Below are 19,814 nucleotides of genomic sequence, written 5' to 3' on the forward strand. Positions count from 1 at the left end.
CGGATGGCTTCCAGTGCCACCTTTGCCTTGAACTCCGCAGAATAGCGCTTTCGTTTTGTCATCTCAGGTCGGTCCTTCGTCAGTCGCTAAAGCTTAGCAACTGGTCCGAATTCTTGCGACCACCTCTGTCCGACACGCCCTTGTTTCACTTCGGGCCGGTGCGGGACCAGTCGCTCTTGGATGGTCTGACACACCCATTGGTCGGCAGTCGCGACGCCAAGCTGTGCCTACTGACTGGCCCTTTCGATGACGAGATTGAAAGCGCTGACATCTATGAACCATTATTACAGGAAATGCGGGGCAATGCAGTCGATATGGTCTGCGCCAACCCTGACTTGGTCGTGAAAAGCGGTCAGCGCATGGTGATCTGTGCGGGATCAATTGCGCAGCTATACGCAAAAATTGGCGGCAAAGTCACCTATGCAGGCAAGCCAGAAGCACCAATTTATCAAGCGGCCATAACGCAGATGACCATCGCTGCGGGGCGAACGCTGTCAAAAAGTCGCATACTTGTTGTGGGTGATGGCTTGCCGACAGATATCAAAGGGGCTGCCCAAAACGGGTTTGCCGCGTACTTTGTTGCGGGGGGCATTCATGCCATCGACATGGGTGACATGAAAACCCCCGAGACGTTAGCGCGTACTTATGGCCTGATTAGACATCAGTTTGCCGACCTCAAACTTGCCGGTATTTGCGACCATCTGCACTGGAATTGAACGAAGAAGCTAGAACCGCGATCACTCTTGCTAGCCGTAGTCGCAAGAGGTTTCACCTTGTTCACTTCGGTCGCAATGTGACGAAACCCGCCGTTGGTGCAACAGGAGCGAATTCACACCTCGTCCGCTGACCGACGTTTCAATTGCTAAGACGCCGCCAAATCAACGAATGGCGGCAAAACGAAAGCTGTAGTGCGGCGTTGAGACCGTTGTAGAAAGGCCGGAGAGGGCGGTTCATGCAGTGAAAGCCGTGGCCAGTCCGGATGCACACGCTGCATTGCGGAAGGCGGCAGTAAGCCCAAACCAAGCCACCGGATGCTGCGGTTCTGACTAACTTCCGCTATGCAGAAACAGTTCGAATGCGCACCTTGCTGTCGCTGGTTCGCTCTTCGTGTAAACCTAGAAACAATGATCGTGCACTTCAGATGATCGCAGACCTCGCTCTGTGACGCCTGTTGAAACGCCCGCGCAATTGTTTCGCACAAACGCAGATCACCAATACATCTGCGGGCCAACTCCTCTACGTCACTCCGGCGTCTAGCAAGCGTATGCATGTAGTATCGGCATTGATCTCAACGCGAGCACCGTAGGGGAGGGTCAGGATCGGATCCGTATGTCCAATGTCGAGGTCCGCAAGGACGGGCATGTCGGACAGTCCGGCTTCGGCCAGCCCGCGACGCACCGCAGCTTTCTGCGCCTTGCGTTCAAGATCGGTCATGCGTCCACCTGGGCGCGCAAGCAGGATTGCAGAGAGGCGATGGAGGATGCCCTGCGCTGCGTAGTTGCGCAACCAGCGTAGCACGAGAGACGCATCCGGCGCTTCCTCGGAGGTCTCGTAAAACAGGACCGCACCATCCCAGGCATGGAGGGGCGGCCACCAGGGCGTGCCCTTGAGCATCTCCATCACCTCCGCACAGCCACCGAGCAATCGCCCCGTGATTACCCCGTTTCCTTGCAATACCTCCAATCCTGTGGAGGGGATGCGCGTGCGCGGCCGCTTTTGCGAAGTCGCATCCTGCCATTGGCATGCTTCGACGGTCCATCCTACGGAGTTCGTCGGCAGAAGCCCGATCGGCTCGGGGTCGAAAGTGGCTCGTTCGAAGGAGGTGGCTGCCAATTCGGTCATGCCCGCGTTCTCTGCAAAGCCGGACATGATCGTCGGCCCATGGAAGCTGCCCAGCCCGGCCCGAAGGCAGGCGAAATGCAAAACCGTCACGTCCGAATATCCAATGAACACCTTCGGGTTGGATCGGATCACGTCCAAATCGAGATGCGGCAGCAACCGGATCGCGTCGTCTCCGCCGATACTGGCTACGATCCCACGAATGCTTGGGTCGGCAAAAGCCTGCATGAGGTCGGCCGCACGTGCTTCGGGATGGCAGTCGAGCCAGTCGGCATCGTGATGAGTATGGGGCATATCCACCACCTCCAGACCGAACCTCTTAGTCAGATAGGCCTTTCCGGCCTCGAAACGCTGTGGAAAGCACGACGGTCCACCCCAGCACGGGGTCACTGCCGCAAGCCGATCTCCCCACCTCAGACGCGGCGGGCGCACGAGTGTCATAGGCCAGCAGTCCCGAAGTTGGTGCAGGTCGCTCATAAGTCCTCCGATAGCTTGGGAACGTTTTGCTGTTCCAGCGAGTAGGCTCGTAAAGCAACTATATGCTCGGTCGGCAAAGCGGACCAGTAAACTGGGTCGCAGAACGGCAGTAAGGTCCGCAGCCCGACGATTAAGCCGCGTTGGTTTGGCTTGATCCGGCATGGTCTGGCACGCAGAGAAGTCCGCGCGGTCGCGTTCACGCCGATCCGTCAGGGCGACGGTCCCCTGTTGCCGGAGTTGCTGGCCCAAATCCCGCCCGACGAGCCGATCAAGACCGTAGCGGCGGATGGCGCTTACGATACGCAGCGATGCCATGGCGCGATCATCGAGCGCGGTGCCGAGGTGTTCGGGCGTTCCTTCGGACCGGTGGCCGTCATGCCCTCACTGCCCATCCGCCGCAATGGGCGGGCCTGAATAGAGAACTGCCCTGCGGCCAGCGCAGGAAACGCGATCCTGCGCGCCATCCAACGGTGGGGGCGGGCGCTTTGGACGAAATGGGCGAGAGACCATGTCCGAATCAGGGGCGAGGCTAAGATAAAAGGCTTGAAGCTGTCCGGCGAAAGGATCATGTCACGAGACCCCGACCGCCAAACCGCCGAAACCCAGATCCGTATCGCACTCATGAACCGCTTCTCGGCCCTCGGCAGGGCCGAGATCGCAGCCGTCGTCTGAACTCAGGCGGGAATGGGGGTGCTTAAGTCAAAGCCCGCATGGCGCAACATCGCCGTTTCGACATCTTCGATCCGCTCAATGGTGAAGATCAGCAGACAGCAAATCAATGCTTACGTCAGTGTCCAGCTTTCGAGGATCACCTCACCTCTGGCAAGACCAGCGCCGTTCACAACTGACACCGGGGGAAATATGAAGTAGGTTCGTGAAACGGCCTCAAAAGCTCTAATGTAACGAGACACTGTTGAATGAATACTTCTTCTAAGGCCCACGATTTTCAGGATGATATCGACGCGATTGGGCGCAGCACAGTTATTCCGACCCTACTTGAGACGATCGTGCTTGCGACGGGCATGGGTTTTGCGGCTGTGGCACGGGTGACGGAAGCCCGCTGGGTAACATGCAGGGCTGTTGATACGATCTCATTCGGTTTAACGCCGGGCGATGAGCTTGATGTCGAGAGCACGCTTTGCCACGAGGTTCGGCAATATGATCGGGAGATCGTAATCGATGATGTGAACAGCGATCCGATCTACGTCAACCATCATTGCCCCGCTCGCTACGGATTCCGCGGCTATATCTCTGTCCCGATCCGACGCGCGGACGGATCGTTCTTTGGTACGCTCTGTGCCATCGATCCTCAACCTCACAAGCTTACGGATGAGCGGGTCTTGGGAATGTTTCGTCTGTTTTCCAAGATGATCGGAGAAATTTTGGATGCCGATGAAATCCTTGCAGAGAGCAAGGGAGCGCTGTCGCACGAGCGCGACCTTGCTGAGGTGCAGGAGCAGTTCATTGCCATTTTGGCACATGATCTACGCAACCCTGTCAGTGCGCTGGCCTCTGGACTGCGGATGATAGAGCGCCGGGATATTGACGCTGCGACGGTTGAGCTTGTTGGTTTCATGCGCGCCTCTGTCAACCGGATGGGGCTTCTGATCGAAAACCTTCTGGATCAGGCACGTAAACGCAGCGGTGGCGGAATCGTCATTGAGCGAAGCCAAGCCGAGGACTTGGGGACATCTTTGGCGCAGATTGCGACCGAGCTTCAGGCCATAACGCCAGAGCAACCGATCAAAATGACCATTGAGTTGCCAACTCCGGTGCTCTGCGATGCCGCACGCATATCGCAGTTGTTTTCCAATCTGTTGGGAAATGCAGTCACCCACGGTGCTTCAGGAAAACCCATTAAGGTTGCAGCCCGACTTGTCGATGGTGACTTCGTTCTGACTGTGGCCAACAGCGGTGACGCCATACCCGAAGATCTCCTTCCGACGATATTCATGCCATTCGAGAGCACAAGCAACCGTCCCAGCCGCGAGGGGCTTGGGCTTGGGCTTTTCATCGCTATGGAAATCGCGAAGGGACACGGGGGGACGCTGTCAGTGGCGTCGAATGATGTCGAAACCGCATTCACCTTCCGGATGCCTAATCCACCCAGCAGCGCCGCAGATAAATAGCCCATTCGGGGAGTGTCATGACACGCCCTCTGACAATGGACGTTGGCATCCATGTCTCCAATGGCTGGCTATGCCGTGTTCGACGCTTCGGCTGACAAAGGGCTGCACGATCCATGACTGAGCGCTTCGCCCGGATGCGGCGCAGCGCTGTATCCGGTGTTTGGCCAGCTTAAGCCAAACACCAGATATTAACCGCACAGTGTCGGACGGAACGACGTCCAAAAATGGCGGGGACGTCGTTATGGAATTCATCATTTTAAACTGTTGCAGCGTCGTGCATTCCCAATCCGAAGGTGCCGACACCCCTCGTTAAGGTGCCAGCGGCATTACGATTTAAAATCGTCTTTATTCGGCGCCCACAGAGAAGTTGTCCGGGAAGTCTTTGGTCAACTCCCTCAGTGCGTCAGAGTCTAATTTGGTTGCGCCCTCGGGGATCGCGATTGCCAATTCATCTGGATCAACGGTGTTGCGCCAGTTGTTGATTTGAACTGTGTATCGCGGTTCGAGCGCCACGTCCCGTGTTGACAAAACATAGCGACACGGCCTCGGCATCTCGCCCTGTGCGATCCAGATTTGAATATCAAGTTCGGAATTGCGCAGCACAATATGATCACAGTTCTGACCGCCGATCACACCGACGCCAAAATTCTCCACGTCGGTTACACCCTCCATCAACGTACTTACCGGATCTTCCATCAGCAAGTTCGCTGCCGGAAACACCAGGTCATAGTCCGTGTGCAGGGTCTCGATCATCGTTCTGATCGTACCCTCAATGGGAAGTTGCGAATAGATGTTTGCCTGGCGGCCAATCAGCGTGACGGTCTCGCCGTCAAAGCCCATCTCGATATCGGCAAACCCGCCTCGGCGTGCCGCCCTGATGTGTCCGGGACGGTCAACGGCGACTGTTCCGGAACTTGTCAAACTAATGATCCGTCCTTCAATGGTGATAACGTCCAGTGTCGAGTCGAAGTCGAAGGCAAAGTTTTGTTGCTCTGTCATGTAGTCGGACATCGCAGCGAGGATCGCTTTCGCATCCGTTTCGTCAGCCGAAACCGGACTTGCCAGTGCCGAAACGACAAGCGCGCCAACCAGAGCAGCACGGCCCTTGCCATCGTGGTTTTTCGTTCGCATCAGATTGGATTCCATTCGTTCTTCCATTAGCCGGAACAGAGTTTCAGAAAACACGTCGTGTGTGCTGCCTAAGGCATATAATCATTCACTGATTTTCGGAACCGTATTCTACGTTCTGCCGACATTGATTTCGGGCGATTGTGATGGTTCAGGCTCCGTGAGGGGGCCCGTTTTATGGGCACCCTGTTTGGCTCGCTCAAGGCGCTGTACAATCGATGAAGGCGAAGGTGCCCCATGGGGGGGGCTCGCTAGGATCATGGTGTCGTGGCCGCGGGCCCCGAGCATAGGACCCATAATTCGTCGAACATAATCGACGCAACAGATCTCAAGGTCCACTGAAGGGCGCCCGGCTTGCGGCAGAAAACGAAACGGCATGCGGTCACCGGGGCGTGAGCGGTGATAAGCAGCCTGCCATTGGCCGATCGGCTTCTGGGAATTCGAGGATAGAATGCGGATTGGCGCCGCGTGGTAACCCGGTGTGATGGATGTCCAAAGGACGTCCTGTCCACAATCGCCCTTGCAGAAACTGTCCTGTTTTGACTCTAAATCAATGAGCCGTGAGCCTGCGGTAAATCCATGAATAGACCGGCTGGAGGGCAGGTCAGCAGACATGACGCGACCAGAGACTTGGCTCTCTATGCGTCATTTCGGAAGGTGAAACCCAACGAGGAAATCTAAGAGGAGCGGATTATGACATCCCGTGGGGAACTTTTGGACAAGCTGGATGTCGAACGCAATTTTCCCACTCTTAACGGACGTTCGCCACGTGCAAGAAGAAGGCTGCGGCTGTTTTCGCGGCCGACGAGGCCGTCGTTCGCGTCAGGAAGCGAACCCAACGGTGTCGATCTATTCGGCAGCCGAATATCTCGCGGACGCTTCCAACATATCCGGGCCAGCCCCGAGCGCGCAGGTGGTACCGCGTCGTGGAGGGGTCTTATGACCAGCACAGGAGGGTTTGAACGCATACCACGCCCGACTTTAAGGGTGTGGTATGCGTTCAAGGGTGAGGGGAGGCTGGCCTACGACGATTTGTTTTTGGCTTTCTTGCCGGTCGCAGCCCCGGAATGCTGGCCAGCCGCGCCATTCAGCGCTTGGTAGAAAGGCGCTTTTTGAGCCGGGTTTGCACCTGGCCGCTTAACTTTTGGTTTTTTAGATTTCGGCATGTGGGTATCCCATAAAGATTTCGGATAGCCATAGAGGGTCTTTGGTCGAATAGATACTGGGCAATCTGCATTTCGCAGCCCAAGGACACACGAAGAAGATATTGCCCGTCGACCGGCCCAGTTGGACATTCGCGCTCTGTCACAAGCCCGGCAGGACAGGAACTTAGCTTTGACGGCTGCTACGCGCCGATCGTAACTGACGCAAAATTTCGGTCATTGGCATGCTTCCAGCGGTCGTTCTGGGCGATGGGTGGAGAGCCTGAATGCACGCATCAATCTTGTCGATGCCCGTGCAAGATGTCGTGTTGTGCGCTGCGGCGCGAAAAATGGCACCGCAGCGTGACGTTATCTGCCTTACGGCGTGACGATGTTGAACCAGAATTCGAATCCGTCAAGCAAACCAACGAATTCTTCAACCTTGCCAGAGTCGCCGTCGACCGTGACAGAGCCATCGGTCATTGCATCCATCAACGTGGTTTGACCCAGATTGACATTATCAAGCACCGCACGGTCCATGGTGACAGTGGCGTCAACAGTGTCGGCTTGGTTGCCGATCGTGTAGTTCATCACGCCATTGGTCACCGTCAACGAGAATTGCTCGTCAACGTCGGGCATCACGAAGTTGAGGGCAATTTCCTTGCCAGCAGCTTCGGGATGGTTGAGGCGAACCGCCAGATAATCCAGATAGATATCGAGTGGCAGGCCGCGCACAACATCGGCTGATCCGGTGTCAGGTGTTGCGGCTTTTACCACGCCGTCCCGCAGTTCCTTCGCACCCGAGAGGTAGAAGTTGCGCCACGGACCGCTTTCCGCCTGATAACCCAACTGGGTCAGCGTGTCGGCCAACAGACCTTTCGCGGCTTGGTTGTCCGGATCGGCGAAGACCAGATGGTTCAGCGCCGTCGCAACCCAACGGTATTCGCCAGCATCAAAATCTGCTTGGGCTTTTTCTAGAACCGCATCGGCGCCGCCAGCATATTCAACGAACTTGATGCCTTCTTCGACGGGGGGAAGTTCATCCAGTTCCGAGGGGTTGCCCGAGAACCAGCCAAAATACAGTTGGTACTGGGCTTTTGCGTTGTGGCTAACCGACCCGTAATAGCCGCGGTTGTAGAAATGCTGGGCCAAACTGTCGGGCAGGGTCAGTTGCTCGGAGATTTCGATCATCGTCTCGCCTTTATTAGCAAGGCGCAGGGTTTCGTCATGGATATAGCGGTAGAGGTCGCGCTGACCTTTCCACAGTTCCACGATGTTCTCATTGTCCCAGGTCGGCCAATGGTGGCTGCCGAAGCTGACCTCGACATCGTCGCCCCAACGGTTGATGACATCGTTGATATACTTGGCGAACTTGTCACCGCTCCGGACTTTTGCGCCGCGCAGCGTGTAGAGGTTGTGCAAGGTGTGGTTGATTTCCTCAGCCTGCATCAACGCCTTAAACTTGGGGATGTAGAACATCAGTTCCGCAGGCGCTTCGGCGCCCGGGGTGTTGAGGAACGTCATGTCGATGCCGTCAACCGCCATCTCGGTGGGCGATTCCGAGATCGTCACGGTCGGTTCCACGATGGTCACGGTTCCAGCGGCGGTCGTTGTGCCCAGCCCGGACCCCAGCGATCCTTCTGGGCCTTTTTCGATGACGTTGCCGTACATAAAGGACGCCCGGCGGCTCATCGTATTCCCGGCAATCAGGTTTTCGCTAACGGCTTCTTCAAAGAACCCTTCTGGCGCGATGATCGGCACATTGCGCTCGGCGATTTCTTCGGGGGTGATGATGCCTTTGACACCGCCGAAATGGTCGACGTGGCTATGGGTGAAGATCACGGCGCTGACCGGCAGGTCTTCGACGTTTTCGCGCAGCAGTTTTAGGCCGGTGGCGGCGGTTTCATTCGCCGTCAGCGGGTCGATCACGATCCAGCCGGTGTCGCCCCGAATGAAGCTCATCACCGCAAGGTCGAACCCACGGACTTGGTAGATGCCGCCGGGGACAACTTCGAACAGGCCGTTCACCGCGTTCAAACGGCTCTGGCGCCACAGGCTGGGATTGGCTGTGTCGGGCGCGTCACCTTCCAGAAAGTCGAACTGGGCTGTGTCATAGACGACAGTGCCGTCCGGCAATGTGATCTCTGCCTCATCCAGCGTTGCGATCAATCCCCGCGTCGCATTTTCGAAATCGGTTTCATCTTCGAAGGGCAGATAGTCCTTCAGCGCTTGGTTTGCGGCGATCGTCGCCTTGCTGGCGTCCTGTGCGTAAGCGGGAAGAGCCGCTGCAAGCACGCCGGTCAAGATCAAAGCTGTGTGTCGCATCTCGAGTCCTTTGAGATTTCTGCGGAAGACAAGGCTCTTCCGCTCGAGGGCGATTTTACAGTAAGTTAACCTGAAAAACTCCATCACCTGATTGGTTAGAGCCATTTTATCTGTAGGAATTTGATTACGTGTCAGTCAGAACTCGGAATGAAGCCATCGCCGTCGCCACGTCCTCAGGTTGGTTCTCTACGCGGTCGCAGCACACGCGCGACCGGCTATCAAATATTGCAAAGCTTCACGTCTTTGATGCAGGACAAAGCATTTACCGCTTCGGCGACCCGGCCAACGGGATTTTCGGGCTTGTGTCTGGCTCGTTCGAAATCATGATCCCACGGGCCGACGGCATGGATATCACGATTTACAAAGCAGACCCAGGTTACTGGATCGGGGACCTTGCCCAGTTTTCTGGCGAGACAAGGCTGGTCTCGCTTGTTGCAGCTGAACTCACCCAAGTTTTGCACTTACCACAACCCGAATTGGTCCAATTGTTGGCCGAGGATCCGCGCCTTTATGCCGATTTCTATGAGCTTAGCCACGTCAACGTGGCACTTGGCCTGCGTCTGATCGCCAACCTGGCTATCGCCCCATCCGATGCGCGAATTGCGGCCCACCTTGCGATGCATGACAAAACCCGCGCGGATGGGGCTTACGAAGTGCAGCTGTCGCAAACCAAACTTGCCGAGCTCGTGGCGCTTTCCGTCCCGACTGTAGAACGGGTTCTGCGACGCCTGCAAAAGGAGGGGATCTTAGAGCTTGGCTACGGACGCATCCGTGTCATCGACCGCTTGGCGCTTCTTGGTCTCATTGATGGCAAGCGCGAACAGTAACCCTGAGTCATTGCTCCAACGATTTGATGAAGCGCTTTGGCGCAACCCACCCCGATACGTGGGCGCCGTTCCCACGTGTCGGGGTGGCCCGTCCTGCTAGATGTCGCGCGGCGTCGTCGCCCGCAGCGCCGGAAGGCCGACGCCGGTGGATTCAAACCCGCCGTCTGCGGCCACGACTTGCCCGGTCACATAGCTGGCTTTTTCACTGGCCAGAAAGGCGATGACTTCCGCGATCTCTTGCTCGGACCCGTACCGGTTCAGCGGGATCGCATCGTGGTATGCGGCGCGGATCTCGGGTGAGTGGACCGCGAGGGCGAGCTTGGTGTTCACCGGGCCGGGGCAAACGCAGTTGGCCCGAATGCCCAACTCGCCCAGTTCGGCGGCCTGCTGTTTGGTCAGATGGATCACCGCCGCCTTGGACGTGCCATAGGCAATCCGCAGGGTGGAGGCCCGCAGCCCTGAGATCGAGGCGATGTTTACAATTGCGCCGCCCTGACGGGACAGCAGCGGCAGGCAGGCTTGGCTCATCAGGAACACACCGTCCAGATTGACATCCATGACCCGCCGCCAGCGGGCAAAATCGGTGTCTGCCATCGGGCCGAAGTCGGCGATGCCGGCGTTGTTCACCAGAATGTCCAACCGCCCCATGGTCTGGGTGATCTTGTCGACGGTCTGGGCAACCTCTTGCGGACGAGAGATGTCGCAAGTGACGGCCATTGCGCCGGGCAGGGCGCTGGCGGCAAGTTCAAGTTCTGGTCCATCGGCGTCCAGCATTACGACCCGGCGTCCTTCGCCGTGAAACAGCTTGGCGGTCGCAAGTCCGATGCCGCGCGCGGCTCCGGTGACAAGGGCAACGGTGTCGTTCATTTCAGGAACCTCGGCAAAAACAGGGACAGGCTGGGCAACGCCGCGACGACGGCGAGGCCGATCAGGCTAACCAGCAAAAAGGGAACAGCGGCCCGTGCAATCCGTTCGATGGGCAGCCGGGTGACATTGGCGGCGACGTAAAGATTGATCCCCACGGGCGGCGTGATCAGACCGATGGCAAGGTTGACCATGACCAGCACCCCAAACCAGACCGGATCCCATCCCAGTTCGCGCACCACCGGCATAAAGATCGGCAGCGAGATGAACATCACGGTCACCGGGTCCATGAACATGCCGGCGATCAACAAGATCAGCATGATCACCAGCAGGATAACGGCGGAATTGTCGCTCAGGCCCAGAAGCTGGCCGGAATACTGGCCAACCAGATCCTCGACGGTGACAACCCAGCCAAACAGGCTGGCATAGGCCACCACCAGCATTACCACTGCCGATGATGCCGCCGCATCGGACAGGGAATCGTAAAGCCCGCGCCACGTCAGGGTGCGATAGGCAAAGGCCCCCACTGCCAGGGCGTAAACCGTCGCGACCAGTGCGGCTTCGGTTGGGGTGAAAATGCCGGAATAGATGCCGCCCAAGATCAATACTGGGGTCATCAAGCCCCAGAACGACTCGCGGAAGGTGCGGCCCAGATCGCGCCAGTAGCCCGCGCTTTCAGGGGCCGGGGACAGGTCGTCAAGGGCGTCGCGCCCCTTGGCTTTGATGAAGGGTAGGACCACCAGCATCAACAAGCCCATGAACAGGCCCGGGAAAATCGCGGCGGTGAACAGCGCGGAAATCGATGTTTCTGCGATCACGCCATAGATCACCAGACCGATGGAGGGGGGGATGACGATTGAGAATGCGGCGCCGGTACAGACAAGGGCGGCGGCGGCGGCGCGGGGATAGCCGTCTTCCTCCATGCCCTTGATGATCATTGGGCCGATTGCGGCGACAGAGGCAGGGCCCGAGCCGGATACCGCGCCCCAGAACAGGCAGACGACCGTGCCGACCACGCCCATGCCGCCGGGCAGGTTGCCGATCAGGACGCGAAAGAACCGGACCATGCGCTCTGCGATGCCCAGCGATCCCATCAGGGTGCCGGCCAGAATGAAGAAGGGAATGGCCAGCAGGGCATATTTGCCGATGCCAGTGGCGATCAGGTCACCGGCCAGTTCAAAGCCGAAGCCGATGCGCCACATGGCGTACATGGCCGACAGGCCAAGCGCGAAGGCGACCGGCACCCGCAGAGCGATGAACAGGAAAAAGACAACAATCATCTGGGTACCGGCGCCCATGCCGAAAAGCTCAGACATTGGGGGTGGCCGGTGGCGCAGTGCGGGCCGATTGAATATGTTCGGCGGCATGCTGAAGGTAGCGGATGATCACCAAGGCAAATCCGAACGGCAGGGCCACCTGATACCACCATGCTGGCACACCAAGCGCATAGCTGCGCATGCCACTGGTCATCAGGTTCATGAGCGACGCCCAAGAAAACCAAGCCGAGGCGGCCAGCAGGCCGATGCTCAGCAACACCGACAGTAGATACACCATCTGGGCCAGCGGTTTGGGCAAGGATTCCTGTACCAATGTCACCGCCAGATGTTCGCCGCGTCGCGCGGCAATGGCGGCTCCGAAGACGGTCAGCAGAAGAAAGCCATAGGTCAACAGTTCTTCCGTCGCGGCGAAAGAAAAATTCGTGCCATAGCGGACCACGACATTCGCAAAGCCAAGAAGCGTCATGGCGAGAAACAGCACCGCACAGACGATTTTTTCAAATTCCCGCAGAATAAACCGCAAGGTGTTCTCCTCTCGTATAGGCGCGGCCCCTCCCAAGGGCCGCGCCGACAGGCTTTAGCTGCCGTTGCCGGTTTCGTCGATGGCTTTGCGGAAGGCCCCAACTATATCTTCTCCGACTTTGTCGGCCCAAACGTCAAAGGCGGGCTGTGTGGCGTCGCGGAACGCCTGCAGTTCTGCCTCGGACGGTTCATAGACCTCCATGCCCTGTTCGCGCAGGAAGGCGACGCCCTCTGCGGTGCCTTCGCGCGTGATCTCGCGCTGATAGGCCATGGCTTCTTCGGCCGCTTCGCGCATCTGGGCTTGAGTCTCGGGATCAAGTGCATCCCACCGCTTTGTCGACACGCCTAGGAAAATCGGGTCATAGGAGTAATGCCATGTGGTCAGGTATTTTTGGACCTCATAGACCTGCTGCGGAATGATCACGGCCCCGATCGGGTTTTCCTGACCATCTACCACGCCTTGTTGCAGGGCGGTCATCGTCTCGCCCCATTGCATCTGCTGGGGGTTGGCACCAAGGGCGTTCATCACGTCGATATACATCGGACCCGCGACCCGCATGTTCAGACCTTGCATGTCGTCGGGCGACATGATCGGGCGGACATTGTTGGTGACTTCACGGAAGCCGTTTTCGCCCCAAGCCAGGACTTCGATGCCCTTGTCGCGCAGGATCTCTTCCAGCAGTTCAGCAGGTGCGCCTTGGGTCGTGGCGTCGACCTGATCGTATCCGGCATAAAGGTAGGGCAGAGAGAAGACCGCCATCTCAGGCACCAGCGGTGTCACGTTGATCGCCGAGGTCACCACCAGATCAAGCGCGCCGCGCCCCACCATTTCGGCCTGACGCATCTGATCGCCGCCCGCCAGCTGGGCGTTCGGGAACACGCGGACATCGTAGGCACCGCCGGTTTTATCCGACAGTAACTCGCCAAACTTTTCAGCGCCTTGTTGCCACGTGGTCGTATCGCCAGTGTTGTGCGACAGGCGTAGCGTCTCTGCTAGGGCCGCGCCCGACAGCATTGTTGACACCAGGAGCCCGGCCAGTCCGGCCTTCATAACTTTATTCACATCAAATCCTCCCTTAAGACGGCACGATGTGGAACAGACATTGGCGCAGAGGGCAAGATATTTCTTGCAATACAGCCGTAAATGCGCAGTTTTCGTGAGACCGCTGAATGGCGCTGCGAAAAGGTGGAATTATTGGTCCATATTGTGAAAGGCCATGACGACATGCCGCAGGCCAGCGGAACGCAGGCCGTGGATCGCGCGCTGGCGCTTTTGAAGATCGCCGGACGCGCCGGGGCAAAGGGCGTGTCACTGACCGGGTTAATCCAGCAGACGGGGCTGGGCAAGCCGACGGTGCGGCGGCTGATGCTGGCGCTCATGCGGAGCGGGCTGATCGAACAGGATACCGAGAGCCGACTCTATTACCTTGGCGAAGAAAGTTACGTGCTTGGGACGCAGGCCACAGCGCGGCACGGATTGCTGGAGGTTGCCGCTGACGCAGTGGTTCGACTGGCGCGGCGCAGTGGCGACACGGCGTTCGTGAATATGCGGCGCGGCGCGTCGGCGGTCTGTCTGCACCGCGAGGAAGGGGCCTTTCCGATCCGGACCCACGCCTTGACGGCGGGGGCGCAGCACCCGTTGGGGGTTGGTGCGGGATCGCTGGCAATCCTTGCCGCGCTGCCCGATGCCGAGGTCGAAACGGTCCTAGCCGACAATGCAAGCCAGCTTGCCACAGATTTTCCCGAGATCACGCCAGAGGTCCTGCGCCGCGAAGTTGCCACTTCCCGGGCCCGAGGGTTCGCGTTGAACCCCGGCCGGGTGGTGCCCGGCAGTTGGGGGGTGGGCGTTGCGTTGCGCCGCGCGGATGGCACCGTAGTCGGGGGGCTGTCCCTCGCGGCGATCGAAAGCCGGATGCAGCCGCCCCGCGATGCGGAACTGGCCGCTATATTGCACCATGAGGCGCGGGAAATTGAGACACGACTGGCGCGGCGCCTGACGCACGCCCCATCTGAGGAGGAAACGACATGACCGATCCCCACATCGTAGGCTGGGCACACAGCACCTTTGGCCGCAGCGATGCCGCCGATACAGAGGCATTGATGGCAGAGGTCACCGGACCGGCGCTGGACCATGCCGGAGTGTCGCCTGAAGACGTGGATGGGATCTTCGTCGGCGTCTACAATAACGGCTTCTCGGATCAGGACTTTCAGGGCGCGCTTGTCGGCATGGGCAATGACGGTCTGGCCCGGGTGCCAGCCACGCGGTTCGAGAACGCATGCGCAACCGGGTCTGCGGCCCTGCACGGCGCGATGGATTTCATCGCGAGCGGCCGGGGCAAGATCGCGCTGGTTGTCGGGGCCGAGAAGATGACTGCGACCCCGGGTGCCGAGGTGGGCGAGATCCTACTTAGCGCGTCCTACCGGAAAGAGGAAGGCGGCGTTGGTGGCGGCTTTGCCGGTCTGTTTGGCACCATTGCTGCGAATTATTTTCAGAAGTACGGCGACCGTTCGGAAGAACTGGCCATGATCGCCGCCAAGAACCATCACAATGGCATGGCCAACCCATTTGCCCATATGCGCCGTGATTTTGACGTGACGTTTTGCAATACCATCTCGGACAAGAACCCGTATGTGGCCGGGCCGTTGCGCCGTACGGATTGCTCGCTCGTCTCAGACGGGGCGGCGGCGCTGGTGTTGGCGGCACCCGAGGTGGCCGCAGACCTGCACCGGGCGATTGCCTTTCGCGCCCGCAGCCACACCAATGAACCTTTGGCGCTGTCCCGCCGTGACATGACCCGTTTCGATGGCGCCCGGCGTGCATGGGACGCCGCCTATGCGGCGGCAGGGGTGGGCGTGACTGATCTGAGCTTGGTGGAAACGCATGATTGTTTCACCATCGCTGAATTGCTGGAATATGAGGCGATGGGGCTGGCCGAACCGGGCCAAGGCGGGCGCGCGATCCGCGAGGGCTGGACGGCCAAGGGCGGGCGACTGCCAGTGAACCCCTCGGGTGGGCTGAAATCCAAGGGGCATCCCATCGGGGCAACAGGCGTGTCGATGCATGTCATGGCAGCGATGCAACTGATGAATGAGGCCGGCGAGATGCAAATCCCCGGCGCGACGCTTGCCGGTGTCTTCAATATGGGCGGGGCGGCTGTTGCCAATTACGCCTCGATCCTCGAGCGGGTGTCGTGATGCGCCCTGTATCCACTCGGGTGATGAACCTATCGCATTTCTTGACCCAAAGCGCACGGCGGCACCCTGACGAGATCGGTTTGGTCTGGGGCGAGGCGCAATGGACCTGGGCCCAGATGGAGGCGCGGTCGACCGCCTTTGCCGCAGCCCTCCGCGACAAGTACGGGATGGAAAAGGGGGACCGACTGCTCGTCCAGTCCAGCAACTGCAATCAGATGTTCGAGGCCGCCTTTGCCTGCTGGAAACTGGGCTGCGTCTGGGTGCCTGCGAATTTTCGCCAGACACCAGACGAAGTGGCGTGGCTTGCCCGGTCATCTGGCGCGAAGGGTCTTTTGGTCGGGGCCGAGTTCGCGGACCACATCGCCGCCTGCGCCGATGCCGACACGATCGCCTTTACCGTCACCATCGGGGGCGAGGGGGCGGATGACTATGATGCGCTGGTCGCCGCTCACGGCGGGGTGCAAGTAGAGCCAGCAACGGTCGACCGCGATGATCCAGCTTGGTTTTTCTTCACTTCTGGTACGACAGGCAAGCCGAAGGCCGCGGTTCTGACTCATGGCCAGATGGCTTTTGTCGTGACCAACCACCTGTGCGATTTGATGCCGGGCACCGGGCCGTCGGATGCTTCGATCGTGGTCGCGCCGTTGTCGCACGGCGCAGGGATTCACCAATTGTCGCAGGTCGCTCACGGGGTGAAAACCATCCTACCCGGCGGGACGCGCTTTGATCCTGACGACATCTGGCGCCTTGTCGAGACATGGCGGGTGACCAACGTCTTCACCGTGCCTACCATCGTCAAACTGCTGGTCGAGCACGAGGCCGTCCATGCCTATGACCATTCCAGCCTGCGCTATGTGATTTATGCGGGCGCGCCGATGTACCGGGCCGATCAGGTCCGGGCGCTGGATATCCTTGGCCCTGTGCTGGTGCAATATTTCGGTCTGGGCGAAGTGACGGGCAATATCACCGTCCTGCCCCCGGCGCATCATTCGGCCGAGGATGACGCCATGCGGATCGGCACCTGCGGCTTTGCCCGCACCGGGATGCAGGTTCAGGTTCAAGACGCGACGGGCCGGGACTGCGCCCCCGGGGAAACCGGTGAGGTCGCGGTGATCGGGCCGGCGGTCTTCGCGGGCTATTTTAACAACCCGGAGGCAAACGCCAAAAGCTTTCGCGATGGTTGGTTCCTGACCGGCGATCTGGGGCATTTCGACAGCGAGGGGTTTCTGTACCTGACCGGGCGCGCGTCGGACATGTACATTTCGGGCGGATCCAACATCTACCCGCGCGAGATCGAAGAGAAAATCCTGCTGCATCCCGACATTTCCGAAACGGCGGTTCTGGGTGTGCCGGACCCTATTTGGGGCGAGGTCGGCGTGGCCGTCTGTGTTGCTCGTGGGGCGGTCCCGGACACCGAAGCCGTGCTAGAGTGGCTCAGCACGCGATTGCCGCGCTACAAAATGCCAAAGACGGTAGTGTTTTGGTCCGAAATGCCAAAATCCGGATATGGCAAGATCACCAAGAAGATCATCCGGGCCGAATTGGTGGCGCGGGGGGATATCCCGGATGTCTGATCCGCGCCGGATCACCCATCCCGGCCCGCCCGCAGCAGTGCGGTTCTGTGCGGTGCCCTGTCGTGCGACGCCGCAAAAGGCAACCTTCCGGGCCGGCGCATCGCTGCTGGAGGCGATGGTGGAAGCCGGGGGCGCGGATGCCGCTTGGTTTGATCTGTCAGGCGTCACTGTCCGTCACTTGGCCTTTGTCCGTCCAGCCCCCGCCCCGGGCGACGGTCATGCGGCGTGGTACAGTGCCACGACGACGCTTGAGGATGCCCGGATCATTCGGGCCGGGGCGCATCTGGGTCGCCGCAATGGCCTTCCGTTCGCCCATGTTCACGGCATTTGGTCCGACAAGGCGGGGCAGATGCATATGGGGCATTTGCTGTCAGACGTGACGATCATTGGCCAGACCGTCGATGTGGACGTGCAGGTGCTGGACGGCGCGCGCATGGAAAGTGCAGATGACCCTGAGACCGGGTTTTGCCTGTTTCGTCCGGTCAGCACGGGCATGATCACCACCCCCAATGCGGTCCTTGCGACCGCGCGGCCCAACCAAACGATTGAGCCCGCCATTGCAAACATCGCCCGTGACGCCGGCATCGCAAGCGCCACGATCAAAGGCATTGGAAGCCTTGTGAGGACGGAATTCTCGGACCGGGATGGGATCGAAAGTTATGCGACAGAGGTTTTGCTGACCGCAGGCCACCTGTCAATCAGCGGGGTTGATTTGACCGCGGCCTCAGTCGGCTTTGATGGTCGTTATGCGGACGGCCAACTTGCCCGGGGGAAGAACACGATCTGCGTCACCTTCGAGCTTTTGCTCAATTATAACTAGGCGTGAGGCTTTGAAACGGCCTTGCGGAATGTGCCCGGCTCCGTCCCTTCGCGGATAGCATCCAAGGCACCGATCCCTTAAACTTCGCCAAATAGCGGTTCCGTTTCATCATCTCAGGGCAGGCCTTCCTCTGTCGCGAGGCCTTTGCAACAGGCGCGAATTCCTGCGACCACCTCTATCATTTCAGCCAGTATCGCGTATGGGGAAGTCCTGTTCGTAGGAGAGAGATCGATGGAACCGTCACAGAGCGTACCAGAACTGGTCACTGCAGCACAGGCCAGTGCAAAAGCGTCCCTAGATCGGGTGTCTGAGAGCCTCCGACTGATGGACGGCTCGACCGCTCAACAAGACGATCTTCGCGAGGCCACTGCTGCGATTGAAGCCGCGGCCGTTGATATCTTCTCAGTTTTTGAAGCGCGGATGCAGCACCACTTTAAGCGCGGTCCGTTCTCACGAAAATTGACTGCAATGTTGAAGCAATCTGGAAAGACTGATTTAGCAAAACGCGTCCACCACTATTATTTGTTGGTCAACGTTCTGAAGCATGGAAAAGGCGCGAGTTATCGCGAGTTACTCAATGCTCCGAACTGCCCATTTATTGTGACGCAGTCGGATGATCCTGCTGCCACTGAAGCAGGGTCCAGCGTGGCCTTGGTTGATGTGACCGTGCCGGGATTTTTTGACGGGCTGACGGCGACAATTCTTGAGGCCTATGAATTTCTCGAAGCGAACTAGCGGTCCTTAGCCCCATTGAAAGGCTGACGCGCGGGCATCTTCCAAAATGGTCGGCATTGCGCACGGCACGGGCGCGTCTGACACCTCCGCCGCGCCGTTCACGCGGGCCTGACAATGTCGTCATGTTGGGCACCCTGCGCTGGTCTCGGGCACATACTGCGATAGGGTGTGCGAGGTGTCCAACAGGAGTGTCCCATGCGCCTTGCAATTTTACTTGCCGCCACTGTCGGCCTGACCAGTGCAGCGACCGCAGGGCCGGTCAGCTTTGCGGAAGGCTGGAAAGAGCAGAAACTGTCGCTGTTCAGCTCCAACGACTACACGTTTGGACAAAATCTGTCTTTGGTTTCGGACGGGGCCGTGTCGATCGCCTGGACCCGGTTGGGTCGGGCTGATTGGGGCGCGTCCGGTGCGTCATGGCGGTGGACAGTAGACCAGTCCGTTCCGGCGACCAACCTTGCGCTGAAAGGGGGGGACGACCGAAATATTTCGGTGTATTTTGTCTTTGTGGCACAAGAGGCGGCGCCGGGTCTTGAGGGTGCCAATATCCGCAGCCTTCTGGGCAACGACAAGGTTCGGATCATCCAATACGCTTGGGGCGGCAGCCATCCGCGCGGGCAAGTCATGCCGTCGCCCTACGGACCCTCCGGCCAAGGTGTGACGATTGCCCTACGGCCAGCGGGCACGGGCACATATGATGAACGGGTCGACCTTGTCGCGGACTACGCCCGTGCGTTTGGGGGGGAGAGAGGCGCGCTTGTCGGCTTGGCGGTGTCTGGCGATAGCGATGATACAAACTCTGTGATCAGAGCCGCGATCGGAAACCTAAATCTGCAATAGCCGATCGTTTTTTTGGGGGGGCCAATATTGGCGGCCCGATAGATCAGGCGGTAAGGCACGTGCTTCCATCCACTGAAATTTCCCTCAGATCGGGCGCTGAATCTGGTCCGAGGTGCGGCTGAA

General features: G+C 59.0%; 17 protein-coding genes and 1 pseudogene. 10 read left to right on the forward strand and 8 right to left on the reverse strand.

The window, feature by feature from the left end:
- Positions 1-467: 467 nt before the first annotated feature.
- Positions 468-716, forward strand: a complete 249-nt coding sequence (locus BV911_RS20370; protein ID WP_371587995.1) for an HAD hydrolase-like protein — start codon at positions 468-470, stop codon at positions 714-716.
- 520 nt (positions 717-1,236) lie between these two features.
- Here the strand turns inward: BV911_RS20370 and BV911_RS08195 are convergent.
- Entirely contained in the window at positions 1,237-2,478 is a 1,242-nt protein-coding gene (locus tag BV911_RS08195) for a S66 peptidase family protein (RefSeq protein ID WP_371587978.1), read from the reverse strand.
- A 6-nt stretch (positions 2,479-2,484) separates the two neighbouring features.
- Here BV911_RS08195 and BV911_RS08200 point away from each other — a divergent pair.
- Positions 2,485-2,988, forward strand: a pseudogene (locus BV911_RS08200) (transposase); the annotation flags it as partial.
- 245 nt (positions 2,989-3,233) lie between these two features.
- Complete coding sequence (locus BV911_RS08205; RefSeq protein ID WP_086053123.1) at positions 3,234-4,445, forward strand: GAF domain-containing sensor histidine kinase; 1,212 nt, start codon at positions 3,234-3,236, stop codon at positions 4,443-4,445.
- Positions 4,446-4,790: 345 nt separating this feature from the next.
- Here BV911_RS08205 and BV911_RS08210 read toward each other — a convergent pair whose 3' ends face one another.
- The 3 genes from BV911_RS08210 to BV911_RS08215 all read right to left on the reverse strand — a co-directional run bounded on the left by BV911_RS08210 (position 4,791) and on the right by BV911_RS08215 (position 9,040).
- Positions 4,791-5,591 (reverse strand): DUF2092 domain-containing protein, encoded by an 801-nt coding sequence (locus BV911_RS08210; protein ID WP_168184018.1) that lies wholly within the window; start codon positions 5,589-5,591, stop codon positions 4,791-4,793.
- A gap of 1,004 nt (positions 5,592-6,595) precedes the next feature.
- Entirely contained in the window at positions 6,596-6,739 is a 144-nt protein-coding gene (locus tag BV911_RS19560) for a hypothetical protein (protein WP_168184019.1), read from the reverse strand.
- 354 nt (positions 6,740-7,093) lie between these two features.
- Positions 7,094-9,040: an alkyl/aryl-sulfatase gene (locus tag BV911_RS08215; RefSeq protein ID WP_086053125.1), complete on the reverse strand. Its 1,947-nt coding sequence runs from the start codon at positions 9,038-9,040 to the stop codon at positions 7,094-7,096.
- 128 nt (positions 9,041-9,168) lie between these two features.
- Between BV911_RS08215 and BV911_RS08220 the strand changes: the two genes are divergently transcribed.
- Complete coding sequence (locus BV911_RS08220; protein WP_086053126.1) at positions 9,169-9,867, forward strand: Crp/Fnr family transcriptional regulator; 699 nt, start codon at positions 9,169-9,171, stop codon at positions 9,865-9,867.
- Positions 9,868-9,963: 96 nt separating this feature from the next.
- Here the strand turns inward: BV911_RS08220 and BV911_RS08225 are convergent, their stop codons facing one another.
- From BV911_RS08225 to BV911_RS08240, 4 genes are read right to left on the reverse strand one after another with little or no spacing between them, the layout of a single operon-like run.
- Positions 9,964-10,734 carry an SDR family NAD(P)-dependent oxidoreductase gene (locus BV911_RS08225; RefSeq protein ID WP_086053127.1) on the reverse strand — a complete coding sequence of 257 codons (771 nt, stop codon included), beginning with the start codon at positions 10,732-10,734 and terminating at the stop codon, positions 9,964-9,966.
- Positions 10,731-12,047 (reverse strand): TRAP transporter large permease, encoded by a 1,317-nt coding sequence (locus tag BV911_RS08230; protein WP_086053128.1) that lies wholly within the window; start codon positions 12,045-12,047, stop codon positions 10,731-10,733. Before BV911_RS08230 ends, BV911_RS08225 begins: the two co-directional genes overlap by 4 nt.
- Positions 12,040-12,531: a TRAP transporter small permease gene (locus tag BV911_RS08235; protein WP_086053129.1), complete on the reverse strand. Its 492-nt coding sequence runs from the start codon at positions 12,529-12,531 to the stop codon at positions 12,040-12,042. The genes BV911_RS08230 and BV911_RS08235 overlap by 8 nt, the downstream gene beginning before the upstream one ends.
- A gap of 54 nt (positions 12,532-12,585) precedes the next feature.
- The gene (locus tag BV911_RS08240) at positions 12,586-13,593 is read right to left on the reverse strand and encodes a DctP family TRAP transporter solute-binding subunit (protein WP_240512196.1); all 1,008 of its coding nucleotides are present in this window, start codon (positions 13,591-13,593) and stop codon (positions 12,586-12,588) included.
- A gap of 132 nt (positions 13,594-13,725) precedes the next feature.
- Here BV911_RS08240 and BV911_RS08245 point away from each other — a divergent pair, with 132 nt between their 5' ends.
- From BV911_RS08245 to BV911_RS08270, 6 genes are all read left to right on the forward strand, one after another.
- Positions 13,726-14,559 (forward strand): IclR family transcriptional regulator, encoded by an 834-nt coding sequence (locus tag BV911_RS08245; RefSeq protein WP_371587981.1) that lies wholly within the window; start codon positions 13,726-13,728, stop codon positions 14,557-14,559.
- Entirely contained in the window at positions 14,556-15,725 is a 1,170-nt protein-coding gene (locus tag BV911_RS08250) for an acetyl-CoA acetyltransferase (RefSeq protein ID WP_086053131.1), read from the forward strand. Before BV911_RS08245 ends, BV911_RS08250 begins: the two co-directional genes overlap by 4 nt.
- A complete protein-coding gene (locus BV911_RS08255; protein ID WP_086053132.1) occupies positions 15,725-17,299 on the forward strand; it encodes an acyl-CoA synthetase in 1,575 nt (524 codons plus the stop codon). Before BV911_RS08250 ends, BV911_RS08255 begins: the two co-directional genes overlap by 1 nt.
- Positions 17,292-18,119, forward strand: coding sequence for a hypothetical protein (locus BV911_RS08260; protein WP_168184020.1), 828 nt, complete (start codon positions 17,292-17,294; stop codon positions 18,117-18,119). The genes BV911_RS08255 and BV911_RS08260 overlap by 8 nt, the downstream gene beginning before the upstream one ends.
- 231 nt (positions 18,120-18,350) lie before the next feature.
- Positions 18,351-18,854 carry a hypothetical protein gene (locus BV911_RS08265; protein ID WP_086053133.1) on the forward strand — a complete coding sequence of 168 codons (504 nt, stop codon included), beginning with the start codon at positions 18,351-18,353 and terminating at the stop codon, positions 18,852-18,854.
- Positions 18,855-19,049: 195 nt separating this feature from the next.
- Positions 19,050-19,691, forward strand: a complete 642-nt coding sequence (locus tag BV911_RS08270) for a DUF3047 domain-containing protein (RefSeq protein ID WP_086053134.1) — start codon at positions 19,050-19,052, stop codon at positions 19,689-19,691.
- The last annotated feature ends 123 nt before the right edge of the window (positions 19,692-19,814 follow it).

The organism is Pseudoruegeria sp. SK021 (genome assembly GCF_002119405.1).
Classification (GTDB): Bacteria; Pseudomonadota; Alphaproteobacteria; order Rhodobacterales; family Rhodobacteraceae; genus Meridianimarinicoccus.